The organism is Bradyrhizobium algeriense (assembly GCF_036924595.1).
In the GTDB taxonomy this organism is placed as follows: domain Bacteria; phylum Pseudomonadota; class Alphaproteobacteria; order Rhizobiales; family Xanthobacteraceae; genus Bradyrhizobium; species Bradyrhizobium algeriense.
The window spans coordinates 5,849,538-5,865,003 of the sequence record NZ_JAZHRV010000001.1 but is presented as its reverse complement, the minus strand read 5'-3'; the positions used below and the strand labels follow the sequence as shown (position 1 = coordinate 5,865,003).

General features: G+C 63.4%; 17 protein-coding genes and 1 riboswitch. Of the genes, 9 read left to right on the top strand and 8 right to left on the bottom strand.

Annotated features, from left to right (window positions below; genetic code table 11):
- Positions 1-7: 7 nt before the first annotated feature.
- Together V1286_RS28310 and V1286_RS28305 are read right to left on the bottom strand one after the other, a co-directional pair.
- Positions 8-691: a response regulator transcription factor gene (locus tag V1286_RS28310; protein WP_334489962.1), complete on the bottom strand. Its 684-nt coding sequence runs from the start codon at positions 689-691 to the stop codon at positions 8-10.
- Positions 692-744: 53 nt separating this feature from the next.
- Complete coding sequence (locus tag V1286_RS28305) at positions 745-1,296, bottom strand: MarR family winged helix-turn-helix transcriptional regulator (RefSeq protein WP_108522044.1); 552 nt, start codon at positions 1,294-1,296, stop codon at positions 745-747.
- A gap of 357 nt (positions 1,297-1,653) precedes the next feature.
- On the opposite strand from V1286_RS28305, the gene V1286_RS28300 reads away from it, so the two are divergent.
- The 3 genes from V1286_RS28300 (at position 1,654) to V1286_RS28290 (ending at position 4,212) form a co-directional block, all read left to right on the top strand.
- Positions 1,654-2,730, top strand: coding sequence for a branched-chain amino acid aminotransferase (locus V1286_RS28300; RefSeq protein WP_334485191.1), 1,077 nt, complete (start codon positions 1,654-1,656; stop codon positions 2,728-2,730).
- Between the two features lie 127 nt (positions 2,731-2,857).
- Complete coding sequence (locus V1286_RS28295; RefSeq protein WP_334485189.1) at positions 2,858-3,748, top strand: branched-chain amino acid aminotransferase; 891 nt, start codon at positions 2,858-2,860, stop codon at positions 3,746-3,748.
- Between the two features lie 113 nt (positions 3,749-3,861).
- Positions 3,862-4,212, top strand: a complete 351-nt coding sequence (locus V1286_RS28290; protein WP_334485187.1) for a hypothetical protein — start codon at positions 3,862-3,864, stop codon at positions 4,210-4,212.
- Between the two features lie 25 nt (positions 4,213-4,237).
- Here V1286_RS28290 and V1286_RS28285 read toward each other — a convergent pair whose 3' ends face one another.
- Entirely contained in the window at positions 4,238-4,456 is a 219-nt protein-coding gene (locus tag V1286_RS28285; protein WP_334485185.1) for a hypothetical protein, read from the bottom strand.
- A gap of 223 nt (positions 4,457-4,679) precedes the next feature.
- On the opposite strand from V1286_RS28285, the gene V1286_RS28280 reads away from it, so the two are divergent.
- The 4 genes from V1286_RS28280 (at position 4,680) to V1286_RS28265 (ending at position 7,547) form a co-directional block, all read left to right on the top strand.
- Positions 4,680-5,105, top strand: a complete 426-nt coding sequence (locus V1286_RS28280; protein ID WP_417021191.1) for a YegJ family protein — start codon at positions 4,680-4,682, stop codon at positions 5,103-5,105.
- 113 nt (positions 5,106-5,218) lie between these two features.
- Positions 5,219-6,712 carry a histidine--tRNA ligase gene (gene hisS / locus V1286_RS28275; protein ID WP_417021286.1) on the top strand — a complete coding sequence of 498 codons (1,494 nt, stop codon included), beginning with the start codon at positions 5,219-5,221 and terminating at the stop codon, positions 6,710-6,712.
- A 123-nt stretch (positions 6,713-6,835) separates the two neighbouring features.
- Positions 6,836-7,042 (top strand): tautomerase family protein, encoded by a 207-nt coding sequence (locus V1286_RS28270; RefSeq protein ID WP_171581580.1) that lies wholly within the window; start codon positions 6,836-6,838, stop codon positions 7,040-7,042.
- Positions 7,043-7,151: 109 nt separating this feature from the next.
- On the top strand, positions 7,152-7,547 hold the full coding sequence (locus V1286_RS28265) for a thioesterase family protein (protein ID WP_334485177.1): 396 nt from the start codon (positions 7,152-7,154) through the stop codon (positions 7,545-7,547).
- Between the two features lie 107 nt (positions 7,548-7,654).
- On the opposite strand, the gene proC is transcribed toward V1286_RS28265, so the two are convergent.
- The 4 genes from proC to V1286_RS28245 all read right to left on the bottom strand — a co-directional run bounded on the left by proC (position 7,655) and on the right by V1286_RS28245 (position 12,412).
- Positions 7,655-8,473: a pyrroline-5-carboxylate reductase gene (gene proC, locus V1286_RS28260; RefSeq protein ID WP_334485175.1), complete on the bottom strand. Its 819-nt coding sequence runs from the start codon at positions 8,471-8,473 to the stop codon at positions 7,655-7,657.
- Between the two features lie 211 nt (positions 8,474-8,684).
- Positions 8,685-9,185: a type III secretion system chaperone family protein gene (locus V1286_RS28255; RefSeq protein ID WP_108522035.1), complete on the bottom strand. Its 501-nt coding sequence runs from the start codon at positions 9,183-9,185 to the stop codon at positions 8,685-8,687.
- 373 nt (positions 9,186-9,558) lie between these two features.
- Positions 9,559-11,181 carry a glycosyltransferase family 87 protein gene (locus tag V1286_RS28250; RefSeq protein WP_334485172.1) on the bottom strand — a complete coding sequence of 541 codons (1,623 nt, stop codon included), beginning with the start codon at positions 11,179-11,181 and terminating at the stop codon, positions 9,559-9,561.
- A gap of 250 nt (positions 11,182-11,431) precedes the next feature.
- A complete protein-coding gene (locus V1286_RS28245; protein ID WP_334485170.1) occupies positions 11,432-12,412 on the bottom strand; it encodes a Bug family tripartite tricarboxylate transporter substrate binding protein in 981 nt (326 codons plus the stop codon).
- A gap of 188 nt (positions 12,413-12,600) precedes the next feature.
- Positions 12,601-12,753, top strand: a riboswitch (FMN riboswitch).
- Positions 12,754-12,831: 78 nt separating this feature from the next.
- On the opposite strand from V1286_RS28245, the gene V1286_RS28240 reads away from it, so the two are divergent.
- Both V1286_RS28240 and V1286_RS28235 read left to right on the top strand, forming a co-directional pair.
- A complete protein-coding gene (locus V1286_RS28240; protein WP_334485168.1) occupies positions 12,832-13,416 on the top strand; it encodes a 6,7-dimethyl-8-ribityllumazine synthase in 585 nt (194 codons plus the stop codon).
- 140 nt (positions 13,417-13,556) lie between these two features.
- A complete protein-coding gene (locus tag V1286_RS28235; RefSeq protein ID WP_334485166.1) occupies positions 13,557-14,372 on the top strand; it encodes an SDR family NAD(P)-dependent oxidoreductase in 816 nt (271 codons plus the stop codon).
- 102 nt (positions 14,373-14,474) lie between these two features.
- Here the strand turns inward: V1286_RS28235 and V1286_RS28230 are convergent, their stop codons facing one another.
- On the bottom strand, positions 14,475-15,428 hold the full coding sequence (locus V1286_RS28230; protein ID WP_190242091.1) for a ribose-phosphate pyrophosphokinase: 954 nt from the start codon (positions 15,426-15,428) through the stop codon (positions 14,475-14,477).
- Positions 15,429-15,466: the final 38 nt, after the last annotated feature.

Below are 15,466 nucleotides of genomic sequence, written 5' to 3'. Positions count from 1 at the left end.
AATCGGCTCAGGGCGACGCAACCAGGCGATAGCCGATGCCGCGCACCGCCTGCAGGAACAGCGGATTAGCGGGATCGCGCTCGATCTTGCGCCGAAGGCGGTTGATCTGCACGTCGACCGCGCGCTCGTTCACCGTATCGCCCCCCGTCAGCGCCGCACGCGGCACGGTTTCGCCGGGGCTCGCAGCCAGAATTCGCAGCATTTCGCGCTCGCGATCGGTCAGGTGAATGATCTCCTCGCCCTGTCGCAGTTCGCCGCGGTCGAGATGATAGACGTAAGGGCCGAACGCGATCTGCTCCAGCGCCTCCACCGGCGGAGGCGCGCTGCGCTTGAGGATGTTGCCGATCCTTAAGACCAGCTCTCGCGGCTCGAACGGTTTGGCGACATAGTCGTCGGCGCCGATCTGCAAGCCCTCGATCCGCGCCTCCGCTTCATGGCGCGCCGTCAGCATGATGATCGGCACCGAGGAGGAGGTGCGAATGAACCGCGCCAGCTCGAAGCCGGTTTCGCCGGGCATCATGACGTCGAGGATCAACAGATCGAAATGCAGGCCGAGCAGCTTGGCGCGGGCGTCGTTCGCGCTCGACGCTGTCGTGACGCGATAACCCTCGCCGGACAGAAACCGCGACAAAAGATCGCGGATACGACGGTCGTCGTCGACCAGCAGCAGATGCGGGGCGTCGTCGGCCATTTGCTGCGTTGCGCGCGCGGTGGCTGTAGCGATGGTTGCTCCTTGCGCCACGATCACTCCCTTGGCTTCTTGCCGGTCCCGAAGATCGCTTCGAGCACCTTGTCGGGGTCTTCGCGATCGATCATCGCGCGCAGGAACTGGCTGATAACAGCGACGCCTTCGGGATTGATGTCCCGGAGCGCGCGGGTGATCCGATCGGTCTGCAGCCCTGCGAGCTTTGCCACCAAGGCTTCGCCCTTGGGGGTGGCGTAAAGAAGGCGCTGCCGGCGGTCGTTATTGCCGGTCTTCTGGATGATGTAGTCCTCGTCGAGCAACTGCTTGAGCACCCGGCCAAGCGATTGCTTGGTGATCCGCAACACGTCCAGCAGGTCGGCGACCTTGAGGCCGGGATAGCGGTAGACGAAATGCATCACCCGGTGATGGGCGCGGCCGAACCCGAAAGCCTCGAGCTCATGGTCGGCATCGCCGACGAAGTCGCGGTAGGCAAAGAACAACAATTCGATGATGTCCCAGCGCATTTCGCCCGCCCGCTGGGCAGGGGACGTGCCGGCGGCGCCTTGCGAATCGGGGGTGGCCGGGCCCTTTGAGAAATTTATGTCAGTCATGTTGACATATCTTGGGTTCAATGTTACAAAACTACCAGCCACGACGAAACTTTAAGTCGCTTCGAACTTGGCGACGTGTCAGGCAGCCGGAAAAAGCCAGCAATGGCGGCAACGGCCGCAAATTGAACTAGAACTACCGTGCGATTGTCGAGCGGCATTTCGGCAAACATACTGGACTTCGTCATCCCGCAAAAGCATGTCCTCAACCGACATGACGGCGACGGAAGCCGGCCGCAAGGCTGGTGATGGGTGAAGCCCAGGCCTGTGACGTCCAGACCTATTGAGCCAGCGGGCCCGGAGAGGCCGGCCGGCGCCAGAATCGCGCCGATTCCGGCAGCGGAAAGCAAGGGCAAGGGAATGAGTTTGAAATTCGAAATCCAGCCGACGGCGAATCCGACGCCGGAGAACGAGCGCACGGCAAAGCTCGCGGACCCGGGCTTCGGCCGGATTTTCACCGATCACATGGCGATCGTCCGCTACAACCAGGCCAAGGGCTGGCATGACGCGCGCGTCGAAGCCCGCGCGAATTTCTCGCTCGATCCGGCCACAGCCATCCTGCACTACGCGCAGGAGATTTTCGAAGGCCTCAAGGCCTACAAGCGCGACAACGGCGTGAACCTGTTCCGCCCCGAAGCCAATGCCAGGCGCTTCCGGAACTCGGCTGAGCGCATGGCCATGGCGCCGGTGCCAGAGGCTCTGTTCATCGAAGCGGTCGAGCAGGTCGTGCGCATCGACAGTGCCTGGATCCCGGGCGGTGAGGGCAGTCTCTATTTGCGGCCCTTCATGATCGCGAGCGAGGTCTTCCTCGGCGTGAAGCCGTCCGCGGAATACATCTTCGCCGTTATCGCCTCGCCGGTCGGTTCCTATTTCAAGGGCGGACCCGCGCCGGTGTCGATCTGGGTGTCGGAGAACTACACGCGCGCCGCGATCGGCGGCACCGGCGCCGTCAAATGCGGCGGCAATTACGCCGCGAGCTTGCGCGCACAGGCCGAGGCCATCGAGCACGGCTGCGATCAGGTGGTTTTCCTCGATGCGGTCGAGCGCCGCTACATCGAGGAACTCGGCGGCATGAACGTCTTCTTCGTGTTCGACGACGGCTCGCTGCTGACGCCGCCGCTCGGCACCATCCTGCCGGGCATTACCCGCGATTCGATCATCGCGCTGGCGAAGGATGCCGGCACGCCCGTCCGCGAGGAGCTCTACACGATCGAGCAGTGGCGCGCGGATGCCGCCAGCGGAAAGCTGAAAGAGGCCTTTGCCTGCGGCACGGCGGCCGTCATCTCGCCGATCGGCAAGGTGTGTTCGGCGAGCGGCGAGTTTCTGATCTCTGGCGGCGCGGCTGGCCCCGTCGCCATGGGGCTGCGCAAGAAACTGGTCGACATCCAGTACGGTCGCGCTGAAGACCCGCACGACTGGATCAGAAAGGTCCTGTGACCGGCGGCGGAATTATTCCGCCGCTTCCGCGACAGATCACTTGAGCGCCGGGGTGCGCGCGTCTCGTTGAGCCGCGCGAGGTCGGATGTGCGGCCAATTGAAGCAGCGCCAATCCGGGAGAGAGCCCATGGGAGTTTCGTTCGACAAGATCGATGGCGTCATCTGGTACGACGGCAGGCTGGTGCCGTGGGCCGACGCCAACGTGCACATTCTCACCCATGGCCTGCATTATGCGAGCTGCGTGTTTGAAGGCGAGCGCGCCTATGGCGGCAGGGTCTTCAAAAGCACGGAGCATTCCGAGCGGCTGAAGAACTCGGCCAGCATCCTCGATTTCGAGATTCCCTGGTCGGTCGCCGAGATCGACGCCGCCAAGCAACTCGTGATCGACAAGAACAATCTGCCCGACGCCTATCTCCGCCCGATCGCCTGGCGCGGCTCGGAGATGATGGGTGTCTTGGCGCCGACCAACACCATCCATCTCGCCGTCGCCGCCTGGAACTGGCCGAGCTATTTCGATCCGGCCGAGAAGCTGAAGGGCATCCGGATCGGCATGGCCGAATACCGGCGGCCCGATCCGGCGACGATTCCGGCGATGGCCAAGGCGTCCGGTCTCTACATGATCTGCACCATCAGTAAGCACAAGGCGGAGCGCCAGGGTTATGCCGATGCCATGATGCTGGACTGGCAGGGGCGGGTCGCCGAATGCACCGGCGCCAACATCTTCTTCATCAAGGACGGCAAGATCCACACGCCGATTGCCGACTGCTTCCTCGCCGGCATCACCCGCGCCACCGCGATCGACCTCGCCAGGCGCCGCGGCATCGAGGTGATCGAACGCCGCATCATGCCGGAGGAACTCGACGGCTTCACCGAGTGCTTCATCACCGGCACCGCGGCCGAAGTGACGCCGGTCTCCGAGATAGCGAATTGGAAGTTCACGCCCGGCAATATCTCCGAGCAGTTGATGGCCGACTACACCGCCGACGTGCAGCCCAAGGGCAAGGCCACGGCCGCCTAAGGCCCGGCTTCTTCCCCCGGCGGATCTCTCTTCCCCTCTCCCCACCGGCATTGCCTTGGGATGATGGTCGTCGAACTGGATAGAGGAACTCGGCTGGTCGGGCCGCGTTGGTGATGCCGAAGATTGACGAAGCATTCCCGGCCGACAGCAGCATCCGCGACGCCGCTGCACAAGCTGATCGGAGCGAGCAGGTTTTCAGGCGAAATGCGAAGCCATCATGGCCACGATCTTGGAGCGCTCAGGAAACGGGCGGACAAGAGCAACACGGAGGGCACATGAGAAACATCGTGAACGAGGACGGCGAGATCATCGCCAAGGCAACGAAAGACGGTACGCTGGTCGGTGGTCACCACCGCCTCATAGTGGCGGGCAGCCTCAGTCAAAAACTGTTCTGGCAAGATACCGGCGAACCTGTGAAGCTTGACGCCTTGATGCATCTAAATTCTCATCGACGTATAGCTTAATGCGCTCGCCGCGTTAGCGAACGGCTTACTTCTTCTCGTCCTTCGGGGCCGGTGCACCGTCCTTGTCCCTTTTGATATTGCCCTTGGTTGCGCTCATGCCGGTGGTGTCCATCGAACCATCTGGCTTGGCGCCGCTCGTCGTTCCGGGCTTCTCCATGCCGGTCTGCGGAGCGGGGCCGGTGTTCTGGGCAAAGGCCGAGCCGCACAGGAGCGCAAGAGCGGTTACGGTGATAAGCTTCCTCATAGATCTCTCCTTTGGAGACCTACAATAATTCGGCGCGCAAAGTGTGGTTCCTGGATCGTGAACTCTTCTGCGGCTTTGTGCGACCAACTCCCCGGATTGCGGATAGAATTCGGTGCGTGAAATGGTGACAATGACCTCAGCCCTCTCAATATGCTCCAAATGCGTCGTGGCGGCTGCCGTTGCGGCGGCCCTCGCGGCTTTCGGCTCCCCGACAGGGGCCGTCATGGCCCAGGACCGTTCCCCGGTGATCGACCTTAGCTCCGGCAACGCGGAGATGAATGCCGCGATCGCAAAGGGGCGGGCCACGCTGCCGACGTTCTGGGCCTCCTACGACGCGCCAAAATCGTCGGAGACCGGTCATTCCCTCAAGGTGCGTTTTCCGAATCCGAGGAATAATGGCGAGCACATCTGGATCGCCGAGGTGAAGAAGATCGCGGACGGCCGCTATTCGGGAAGGTTCGCCAACGCGCCGCGCGATCTGCCCGGCAAGAAGGCAGGTGACGCGACCGAGTTCAAGGAGGCCGACATCTCGGACTGGATGTTCACGCGGAACGGCAAGATCGTCGGTGGCGAGACCATCAAGCCGCTGCTGAAAGCAATGCCGAAGGCCGACGCCGACGCGCTTCGCGCGCGGATGGAAACCCCTTAAGGCCCAAGGCCAAACAAGACATTCTGGTCAAAACCCGCCCGGTGGGGTAGGTGCGTGGGATCACCCTAGTTTTGCCGGTGGCGGTGCCAAAAGCGGCTTTCCCCGTCAGGCACATGCTGGTACCAACGCCGCCCATGGCTGAAAAACCCAAAAAACCCCAGAAGCTCCGCGCCCGCTTGCCGCGCGGGCTGGAAGATCGTGGTCCGGCGGCGATTGCCGCCACGCGCCAGATGGTCGAGAAAATCCGCGAAGTCTACGAGCGCTACGGCTTTGAGCCGGTGGAAACGCCGGCGATGGAGTTCACCGACGCGCTCGGAAAGTTCCTGCCCGACCAGGACCGGCCGAACGAGGGTGTGTTCTCGTTCCAGGACGACGACGAGCAGTGGATCTCGCTGCGCTACGACCTGACCGCGCCGCTGGCGCGTTACGTGGCGGAAAATTTCGACGCGCTGCCGAAGCCGTATCGCTCCTATCGTGCGGGCTATGTCTATCGCAACGAGAAGCCGGGCCCGGGCCGTTTTCGTCAGTTCATGCAGTTCGACGCGGATACGGTGGGCTCAGCCTCGCCCGCGGCGGACGCCGAGATGTGCATGATGGCGGCGGATACGATGGAAGCGCTCGGCATTCCGCGTGGCAGTTATCTGGTGAAGGTGAATAACCGCAAGGTGCTCGATGGGGTGCGCGATGCGCTCGGCATCGCCGATGACGGACAATGGCTGACCGTGATGCGCGCGATCGACAAGCTCGATCGGCTCGGCATTTTCGGCGTACAGCAATTGCTGGGTGATGGCCGCAAAGACGAGTCAGGTGATTTCACCAAGGGCGCGGGCCTCAAGGCGGAAGACATTGCCCTGGTCGTCAGTGCGATCGAACAGGGCGCTCAGATTGACGCGCGGCTGCGCGACAGCAAGATCGGACAGGAAGGTCGCGACGAACTCGACGCGATCAGCAATCTCGTTTCGGCATCGGGCTATGGGCCGGATCAGATCGTTATCGATCCTTCCGTCGTCCGCGGCCTCGAATATTACACCGGACCTGTTTACGAGGCCGAACTCACGCTCGAAACCAAAGACGAAAAAGGCCGCCCTGTTCGCTTTGGCTCAGTTGGCGGCGGTGGCCGTTATGATGGCCTCGTCTCGCGCTTCCGCGGCGAGCCGGTGCCGGCGACGGGATTTTCCATCGGCGTGTCGCGGCTGCAGGCCGCGCTGACGATGCTCGGCAAGCTCGACACCCGGCCCGACTTCGGGCCGGTCGTCGTCACCGTGTTCGATCGTGATCGTGTCGCCGACTATCAGAAAATGGTGGCGCAGCTTCGCAACGCGAACATCCGCGCCGAGCTCTATCTCGGCAATCCCAAGAACATGGGCAACCAGCTCAAATATGCCGACCGCCGCAACTCGCCGTGCGTGATCATCCAGGGCTCGGATGAAAAGGCGCGCGGCGAAATTCAGATCAAGGACCTGATCGAGGGTGCGAAAGCCGCTGCGGCCATCGCCTCCAACCAGGAATGGCGCGAGACCCGTCCCGCGCAGTTTTCCTGCGGTGAGGACGAGATCGTCGCAAAGGTGCGCGAAGTGCTGGCGCGCCATGACGTGAAGTGGGGATAGCCATTCATTCCAGACGTCATGCCCGGCCTTGTGCCGGGCTTCCACGTCTTGTTTGATAGAAGAGATCGTGGATGGCCGGGACAAGCCCGGCCATGACGAAAGAAAAGCAACGAGGAGACGAGAATGCCTGAGATTACCGTGAGCATGGCCGCCGGCCGCACCGACGAACAGAAGGCCGGCATGATGCGCGACATCACCCAGGCGCTGGTCAAGAATCTCGGCGTCGATGCCGATGCGGTGGTGATCCAGATCAACGAAGCGCCGCTGGCCCACAAGATGAAGGGCGGCAAGACGTTTGTGGAACGGGCGGCTGCTGCTGCGAAGAAGTAATTTCCACCGTCATTCCGGGGCGATGCGAAGCATCGAGCCCGGAATCTCGAGATTCCGGGTCTGGTGCTAACGCACCATCCCGGAATGACAGCGATCATTGAAAGCGAGCATGGACGCACGCGACTTCATCAAGATCGGTATGAGCGCCGAGCGGACGCTGGTCGTGCCGACCGAGCGGACGGTCGGGCATTTCGTGCCTGATATGCCGATGGTCTATGCGACGCCGATGATGATTTTGGAAATGGAGATGGCATCGAGCGACGCCATCAGGGCCCATCTTCAGCCGGGCTGGATCACGGTCGGGACCGAGGTCGATATCCGCCATCTCGGCGCGTCGCTGGTCGGGGCTGTGGTGCGCGTCACGGGAAAAGTCACTGCAGTGGAGCGCCGCGTGATCCGCTTCGAGGTCGAAGCCTTCGAGGGCGAGCGCAAGATCGGCGACGGCCGCCACGCCCGCGGCCTCGTCAATGTCGAGATGTTTACCAAGCGGCTGGGTGCGAAGTAGCTGCTTGCTCGGAGCCGTAGGGTGGGCAAAGCGAAGCGTGCCCACCATTTAGCACGGTGCTCGCGATGGTGGGCACGCTTGCGCTTTGCCCGCCCCCTACGCACCTTCTACTTCGCCAGTTCCTTCGATCGCTTCGTCGCCGCGGCGATGGCGCGGATCATCAGCGGCTGCATTCCGTCCTGGCCCATCAGCACTTCCAGCGCGGCCGCCGTGGTGCCGCCGGGCGAGGTGACGTTCTGGCGCAGCGTCGCGGAATCCTGTTCCGAGCGATGCAGCAATTCGCCGGAGCCGGCGACGGTTTCGCGCGCGAGTTTTGTGGCGAGATCCGCCGGCAGGCCGGCCTCGACACCGGCGCGCGCCAGTTCTTCGGCGAGCAGGAACACATAGGCCGGGCCGGAGCCGGAGACAGCGGTCACCGCGTCCATCAGGCCTTCATCGTCGACCCATTCGACCGAGCCGGTGGCGCGCAGCAGCGCATCGGCGGTGGCGCGCTGCGCGGCGCTGACATTCTTCGCCGCGACCGCAACCGTGATGCCGCGGCCGATCGCGGCTGGCGTGTTCGGCATGGCGCGAACCACCATGCCGCCGCAGACCTGTTCCAGCGCGGCGATGGGCGTGCCCGCCATGATCGAGACGACCAGCGTGTCCGATCCGACGAGCTTCTTCAGCGCCGGCCCCGCTTCGCGGAACATCTGCGGCTTCACCGCGACCACCAGCGTATCGGCGGTGCCGGCGTCGTTCGGATTGAGACGGACGCCCTTGGCGGCGAGCGCCTTGATGTCGTCGGACGGGAAGGGCTCGACGACGATGACGCGGCTTGCGTCGAGGCCGCCGGCCAGCCAGCCGGTCAGCATCGCGCCGCCCATCTTGCCCGCGCCGGCGAGCGCGATGGTGCCGTTGAGGTTTTCAAGTGCGTTGGTGTTCAAGGTGTCACCACAAATGCTGCCGTCGTCCCTGCCTGGTGCGCAATTGCGCACGGGCGCAGGGACCCATAACCACAGTCGGTTCTAGTGAAGCGAAGACCGTGCGACAAGCATTTTGCCTGAACGCAGGCGCCACGGCGCATGGGTTCCTGCGCCCCGTGCGCAATTGCGCACTAGGCAGGGACGACATCGACGGCCGGAACGGCGGAAACCCCTACGCCTCGCCCTCGGTATCGAACATCGCCGCGCTCATCGCCTCCGCGGCGGTCTTTCCGGCCCAGACCACGAACTGAAACGCGGGGTAGTAGCGCTCGCAGGCGTGGATGGCGCCGGCCAGCATGGCCTCGCATTGCGCGGTCGAGGCGGTCAGCCCGCCCGGCAGCACCAGCGCCTGCCGGTACATGATCATGCCGGTATGGGTCCAGATGTCGAAATGGCCGACCCATAATTGCTCGTTGATCGCCGCGATCAGCCGCTGCACTTCGGCACGGCGCGCAGGCGGAATCTTCATGTCGAAGGCGGAAGCCAGGTGCAGCGCCTCGATCTCGGCCATCCAGGTGAAGGAGAGCTGATAGTCGGTCCAGCTGCCCTTGGAGACGATGGTGACTTCGTCTTCGCCGGAGCGCTCGAACGCCCAGTTGTTCTCGGCGGCAATGTCCTCGACCGCCGCGAGCGGGTTGTTCCGGGAATCGATAATGCCTTCGAGGAGGGACATGCCGTCTCGACCTTGTTTTTGAATTCTTCTGATACGCACGCGGAGCACGGCGCGCGTTGAACTGATGCGCCGGCGCCGTCTGCAATCGCCCCGATCGCTGATCCTCCCGGGGTTGCCGAGGCTCAAGTGATGTGATTTGCGGAATCCGCGCAACTGACCCCTGAGTCCGTCCACAGGCCAAAGCGGCGTTGTTCACAGCAGATCGCGGCCATGATTATTAATTTGAGAACAAACCGGAATCGGATTCGAGCGCCGCGGAGTCCGGCGGCCGGAGAAATCGGGCCGGAATGCCACAATGGTTAATTTTTTCCTAATTTTCCCGGAGTGGCCTGATTTCGTATCGCGACGGGGACGGCCGGCGGAGACGCTGCGGCTACTTCTCGCGCGCGACCAGCGGACACGCCTCGATGGCTGTCCCCAGCACCGCGCCTTCGATTTCGACGCACGGCCGGGAAGCATCGACGCGCATGCCATATTGCTCCAGCAATGGCTCGCGGATCGGCTTGCCGCGCCTGTGCAATTCCCATGCGCCGCCCGGCAGCGGTTTTTCCAACGCTGCGCGAATGCGGCGGTCGAACTTGCCGTCGGGCATCATGGGCAAGGCAATGTCGGCGATCTGATAGAACCGCGACTGTGATGGCAGAAGCGGGGCGACATAGGCCAGCGGCTTGTCGAGAAGAAGATAGACAGCGGGCTGCTCAAGGGATTTTGAGATGCTCGGATTATAGGGATTGGACCAGGGGCGGCGGAACCAGTCTCCCGGTTGCGACCACAGCGCGATGGCCAGGGCTACGGCAAGCATCACCGCATTCATGCGCACCGAAGATACGCGGAGCGAGTCAGAGCCGGGCGTGGCGGCGATGCAGCGATGGATCAGCAGGACGATCAAGGGTGCGCACAACAGCTCCAGCACGATCGCGTAGCGCTGGATCGAAAAAACGGCGAGCCATGCCGCATAGGAGACGGTGAAGAACAGCAGGAACTGAGTATCGCGGCGCGTGAAGATATCGGTGCGTGTGACAAGGCCTCGGCCGATGCCGAGCACGATCAACACCGTCGCAATCGCAAACCGCGCGTCGCGGAACGGATATTCCGAGCTCCTGTTGTCGCCGACCAGCCAATAGAAGGGATACGCCAGCGCGTCCAGCATGCTGCGGGGCAGGAATTGCCAGTCCATGATGTTCATCGGCATCAATTCCCGGGACTGGAATACGGCGTTGAAGAGCGGGAAAATCGGATTGCCCAGCTCGCGCCACAGCATCAGCCCCCACGCGCCACCCGACGCCAGCGCACCGACCGCGCCGCCGACTCCGAGGCAGAGCGTTGCCAGCAGCGGCCGGCTAGCGACAAGCACGGCGGCGGCCGCACCGAGCGCATAGACGGCATTGGTCAATTTCAGCCCGACGGCGGCGCCGATCAGCAGCCCTGCGAGAACGTAGCGTCCGTGATGCGATCCATCCGCCGACAGGATCAGGACGCAGCCGGCCAGAATCGGAAGCGCGGTAAGAATGTCGGAGAAGCTCGTGCCGACCTCCGAAAGCGTCATCGGCCCGACCGCGGCAATCAGGATCGATGCGCCGATCGCGCTCGCCGTCGCCGCTTCCCGCAACAGGGCGCGGACGAGAAAATAGATCAGCAGCAAATTGAGGCCGTGCACTGCGCCGATGATCATCAGGCCGTAGGGCAGCGGCAGCAGATGGCGCAGATAATAAACCGGAAAATAGACGGCCGGATTGAAGTAGGTCTGAAAGCCGGCCGGCAACGCGTCAATGCCGTAGCGGTCGTTGATGACCGCCCAGACATTGTACTCGTGGTAGTTCAGCCAATCCCAGTTGACGTCTTCGCCGACAAACCAGGTGTAGATCGCGCCGGCCAGGAGCGAGCCGAGCGCAATGGCGATCGGTACCAAGGTCCTGGTTTGAAAAACGGGCCATTGCCAGGGCCGATCAGCGGGCCTTCCGGCATCCGTGCGGGAAACGTCGGTGGCGAGTGTCACGCTTGCCTCGTTTGTATCGCTGGGATGACCCGGAGTTGAAAGACACATCTAGGACGCGCCTTTTTAAGGATTCGTGAATGTATCGCCTCGCATCCGATCTCGCAGACCTGTTCGCAAATTGTGCGTTAACGCCGGTCCGCATCTCCATCGCAACATCGTCGAGATCAATCCGCCGATGGCGGCCTTTGCCTATCTGGCGGGCGTGGCGCTGGCACGTGCGCGCGGGACGTAGCCGGGAGCGCCGCGGCTTTTATTCCGGCTTGAGGCCGCCGGTGCGGACCACCTTGCCCCACTTCTCGGTTTCGTCGGCGATCAGCCTGCCGAAATCGGCCGGTGAGCCCGGCATCGGCGCGCCGCCGATGGCGGCAAGCTTGGCCTTCATGCCGGGATCGGCGATTGCCGCATTGATTTCCTTGTTGAGCTTCTCGACGACCTCGGCCGGCGTGTTTTTCGGCGCGGCGAAGCCGTACCACTGGCTGGCTTCATAGCCGCCCACGAAATCGCCCACGGTCGGAATCTCCGGCAGCTCCGCCATGCGCGCGGCCGTGGTCACCGCGAGCGCGCGCAGCTTGCCGGTCTTGATGTGATCGGCGGTGCCGGGCGCAGCCGCAAACAGGATCTGCACCTGGCCGCCGAGCAGATCCGTCAGCGCCGGGCCCTGGCCGCGATAGGGGACGTGGACCATGTCGACGCCGGTCATCATCTTGAACAGCTCGCCGGCCATGTGCGGCGCGCTGCCGCTGCCGGCCGAGGCCATGTTGACCTTTCCGGGATTGGCTTTGGCGTAAGCGATGAATTCGGCCAGCGTTTGCGCTGATACCGAGGGGTGGACCAGCACCACCATCGGCACCCGGATGACGCCGGCGACCGGCGCGATGTCGCGGACGAAATTGAAGCTGAGCTTTTCGTAGAGCGAAGCATTCACCGCATTCGGGACGGTTGCCAGCAGCAGCGTATATCCGTCGGGCGCGGCATTCACGACCGCCTCGGTGCCGATATTGCCGCCGGCGCCGGTCCGGTTCTCGACCACGAAGGGCTGCCCGAGATGGTCGGCCAGCCACTGACCGATCAGGCGCGCGGTGATGTCGACGCCGCCACCGGCGGCAAAACCGGCGACGATTTTCGTCGGCCGCGTCGGATAATCGAGCGCGGACGAAAGTCGCGGCAAGGCGGGCGTAGCGATGAGTGCGCCGGCGAGTTTGAGGAAATTCCGCCGAAGAAGAAATTTCATGCTGTGCGCCCCCCTGTTGGCAGCAAGCCTATCCCAATTGCCGCGGCCTGAGTAAAGCCGTTCGCGGATTTACGCTTGCGCGCCCTGTTCTGGCGGCATGGGGACATGCCTTTTCCCCATGCCAAAGGTGCTTGCTGACGCCCCGGCGTTGGTCATAGTCTCAAGGCAGGTCGTCCATTCCGGGCGGCCGATGTTCTCAGGGCGGGGTGAAAATCCCCACCGGCGGTAAGGGTGACGTAGCCCAAGCCCGCGAGCGCCTTCTTCTCTCCCGAGAAGAAGGGTCAGCAGATTCGGTGTGAATCCGAAGCCGACGGTTACAGTCCGGATGAAAGAGAACGGTTTGCGGCGGCCTTCGCGCGTTTGCGCGTGGGCTGACGTCGTTCCGTATGCCCTGATTCTGGTCCTGAAAGAGGAAAGCCATGAATCAGATGTTGCAAGAGCCTGAAGTCCAATCCCCACCCCAAACTGTTGAAACGAGCCACGTCCCTGACGTGCCCGAGCGTCCACCGGCACCGGCGCATCCGCGTTTCGTCAAGCCGCAGCGGATCGCCTTCGTGCAGTCGTCCTGGCACCGCGACGTCGTCGAGGAGTGCCGCATCGCATTCCTCGAAGAGATCGAGGCGCGCCATATCACGCGCGCGCAGGTCGATCTGTTCGAGGTGCCGGGTTCGTTCGAGATACCCCTGCATGCGCAACTGCTCGCCAAGACGCGGCGCTACACCGCGATCGTGGCCGCCGGCCTCGTGGTCGACGGCGGCATCTACCGCCACGAATTCGTCGCCGACACAGTGATCAAGGCGCTGATGGATGTGCAGCTCAGAACCGAGGTGCCGGTATTCTCCGCGGTGCTGACACCGCAGCAGTTCCACGACAGCGCCGTGCATCACGACTTCTTCCGCAAGCATTTCGTCATCAAGGGTATCGAGGTCGCGGAAGCTTGCGCCAACACGCTGCACAGTTTGGAGCGGCTGCGCGGACAGGTGGCCGCGGGGATCGTCGGGTAAGATCTCCGTCATTGCGAGCGAAGCGAAGCAATCCATAGCGCCGCAAGAAAGATGGATTGCTTCGTCGCTGCGCTCCCTTGCACAAACGCTTCGCGTTTGTCGCAGGCAATGACGAGCATGGCGTTGGATTGGAGTCATCGATGGTCAGAACCGAACAAGACCCTTCCGATTGGCTCGGCCTGTCAGGCCGAGTCTGCGTGGTGACGGGTGGCGGTGGCGGGATCGGCCGCGCCGTCGCCGTCAGTTTCGCCCAGGCGGGCGCCCGCGTCGCCGCGATCGATCTCGATGAGCGCGGTCTTGAAGTGACGCGCGAAGAACTCGGCAAGCTTGGCGCCGAGCATGTCATCGCACGTTGCGACACGTCTGATGTCGAGGGCGTGACATCAGCGTCAGCGACGATCGAGAAATCGCTGGGGCCGTGCGATGTGCTGGTCAATACCGCGGCGGTGTTGCGGCCCGGCGCGCTCGACTCGTTGTCGCTTGCCGAATGGAACGCGGTTCTGTCGGTCAACTTGACCGGCTATTTCGTCTGCGCACAGGTTTTCGGCCGGCAGATGCGCAAGCTTGGCCGTGGCAGCCTGGTTCACGTGGCCTCGATCGCCGGCAGCAATGCGCAGGGGCAGAGCGGCGCCTACAGCGTCAGCAAGGCCGGCGTGATCATGCTGTCGCGGCAGCTCGCCAACGAATGGGGGCCGCATGGAATCCGCAGCAACGTCGTCAGCCCCGGCATGGTGATCACGCCGATGAGCCAGGCCTTTTACGATACGCCTGGGGTAACCGAGCGGCGCGCCGCGGTGGTGCCGATGCGGCGGGTCGGCATGCCGCAGGACATCGCCGATGCGATCCTGTTCCTGGCCAGCGACCGCGCGTCCTATGTGAACGGCGACGAGATCATGGTCGACGGCGGCTACGCCAATATGCTGATGAACCTGGTGCCGCGGCCGGGATTTGAGTGAGGCCGCTCTAGACTAAAGCTGCGTAGCGTGCCCACCAATCGGGAAACGACTCGTGGATGGATGGTGGGCACGCTTCGCTTTGCCCACCCTACGAAGTCCGATCTAGTCGAACAGGCTCGACACCGATTCTTCCGACGCGGTGCGGCTGATCGCTTCCGCGATCAGGGGCGCGATTGACAGCGTGCGGATGTTGGCGGCCTTGGTGACCGCCTCGGTCGGCAGGATGGAGTCGGTGATGACGAGTTCCTTCAGCCGCGAGCCGGCGATACGCGCCGCCGCGCCGCCCGACAGCACACCATGGGAGATGTAGGCGTAGACATCCTTGGCGCCGTTGGCGAGCAGCGCGTCCGCCGCGTTCACCAGCGTGCCGCCGGAATCCACGATGTCGTCGATCAGGATGCAGGTGTAACCGGCGCAGTCGCCGATCACGTTCATGACTTCGGACTCGCCGGCGCGCTCGCGGCGCTTGTCGATGATGGCGAGCGGCGCGTTAATGCGCTTGGAGAGACCGCGGGCGCGTACCACGCCGCCGACGTCGGGCGACACCACCATCACGTTGGCGAGGTCGAAGCGTTCCTTGATATCGCGCACCATCAGCGGCGAAGCGTAGAGATTGTCGGTCGGGATGTCGAAGAAGCCCTGGATCTGGCCGGCATGCAGGTCGAGCGTCATGACGCGATCGATGCCGGCATGCGTGATCAGGTTGGCGACCAGCTTGGCCGAAATAGGTGCGCGCGAGCCGACCTTGCGATCCTGCCTGGCGTAGCCGAAATAGGGGATCACCGCCGTGATGCGGCGCGCGGACGAGCGGCGCAGCGCATCGGTGATGATCAGCAATTCCATCAGGTGGTCGTTGGCCGGAAACGACGTCGACTGGATGATAAACGCGTCCGAGCCGCGCACGTTCTCGAGCACCTCGACGAAGATTTCGTTGTCGGCAAAGCGGCGGACGCTGGCCTTGGTCAGCGGCAGGTTCAGCCCTTCGGCGATGGCCTGCGCCAGCGCCGGGTTGGAATTGCCGGCGACCAGCTTGATCGAGCCGTTTTTGGCCGCCATCAACGCTTCTCCTCGCGCCTTGCTGGATACGACGTTCA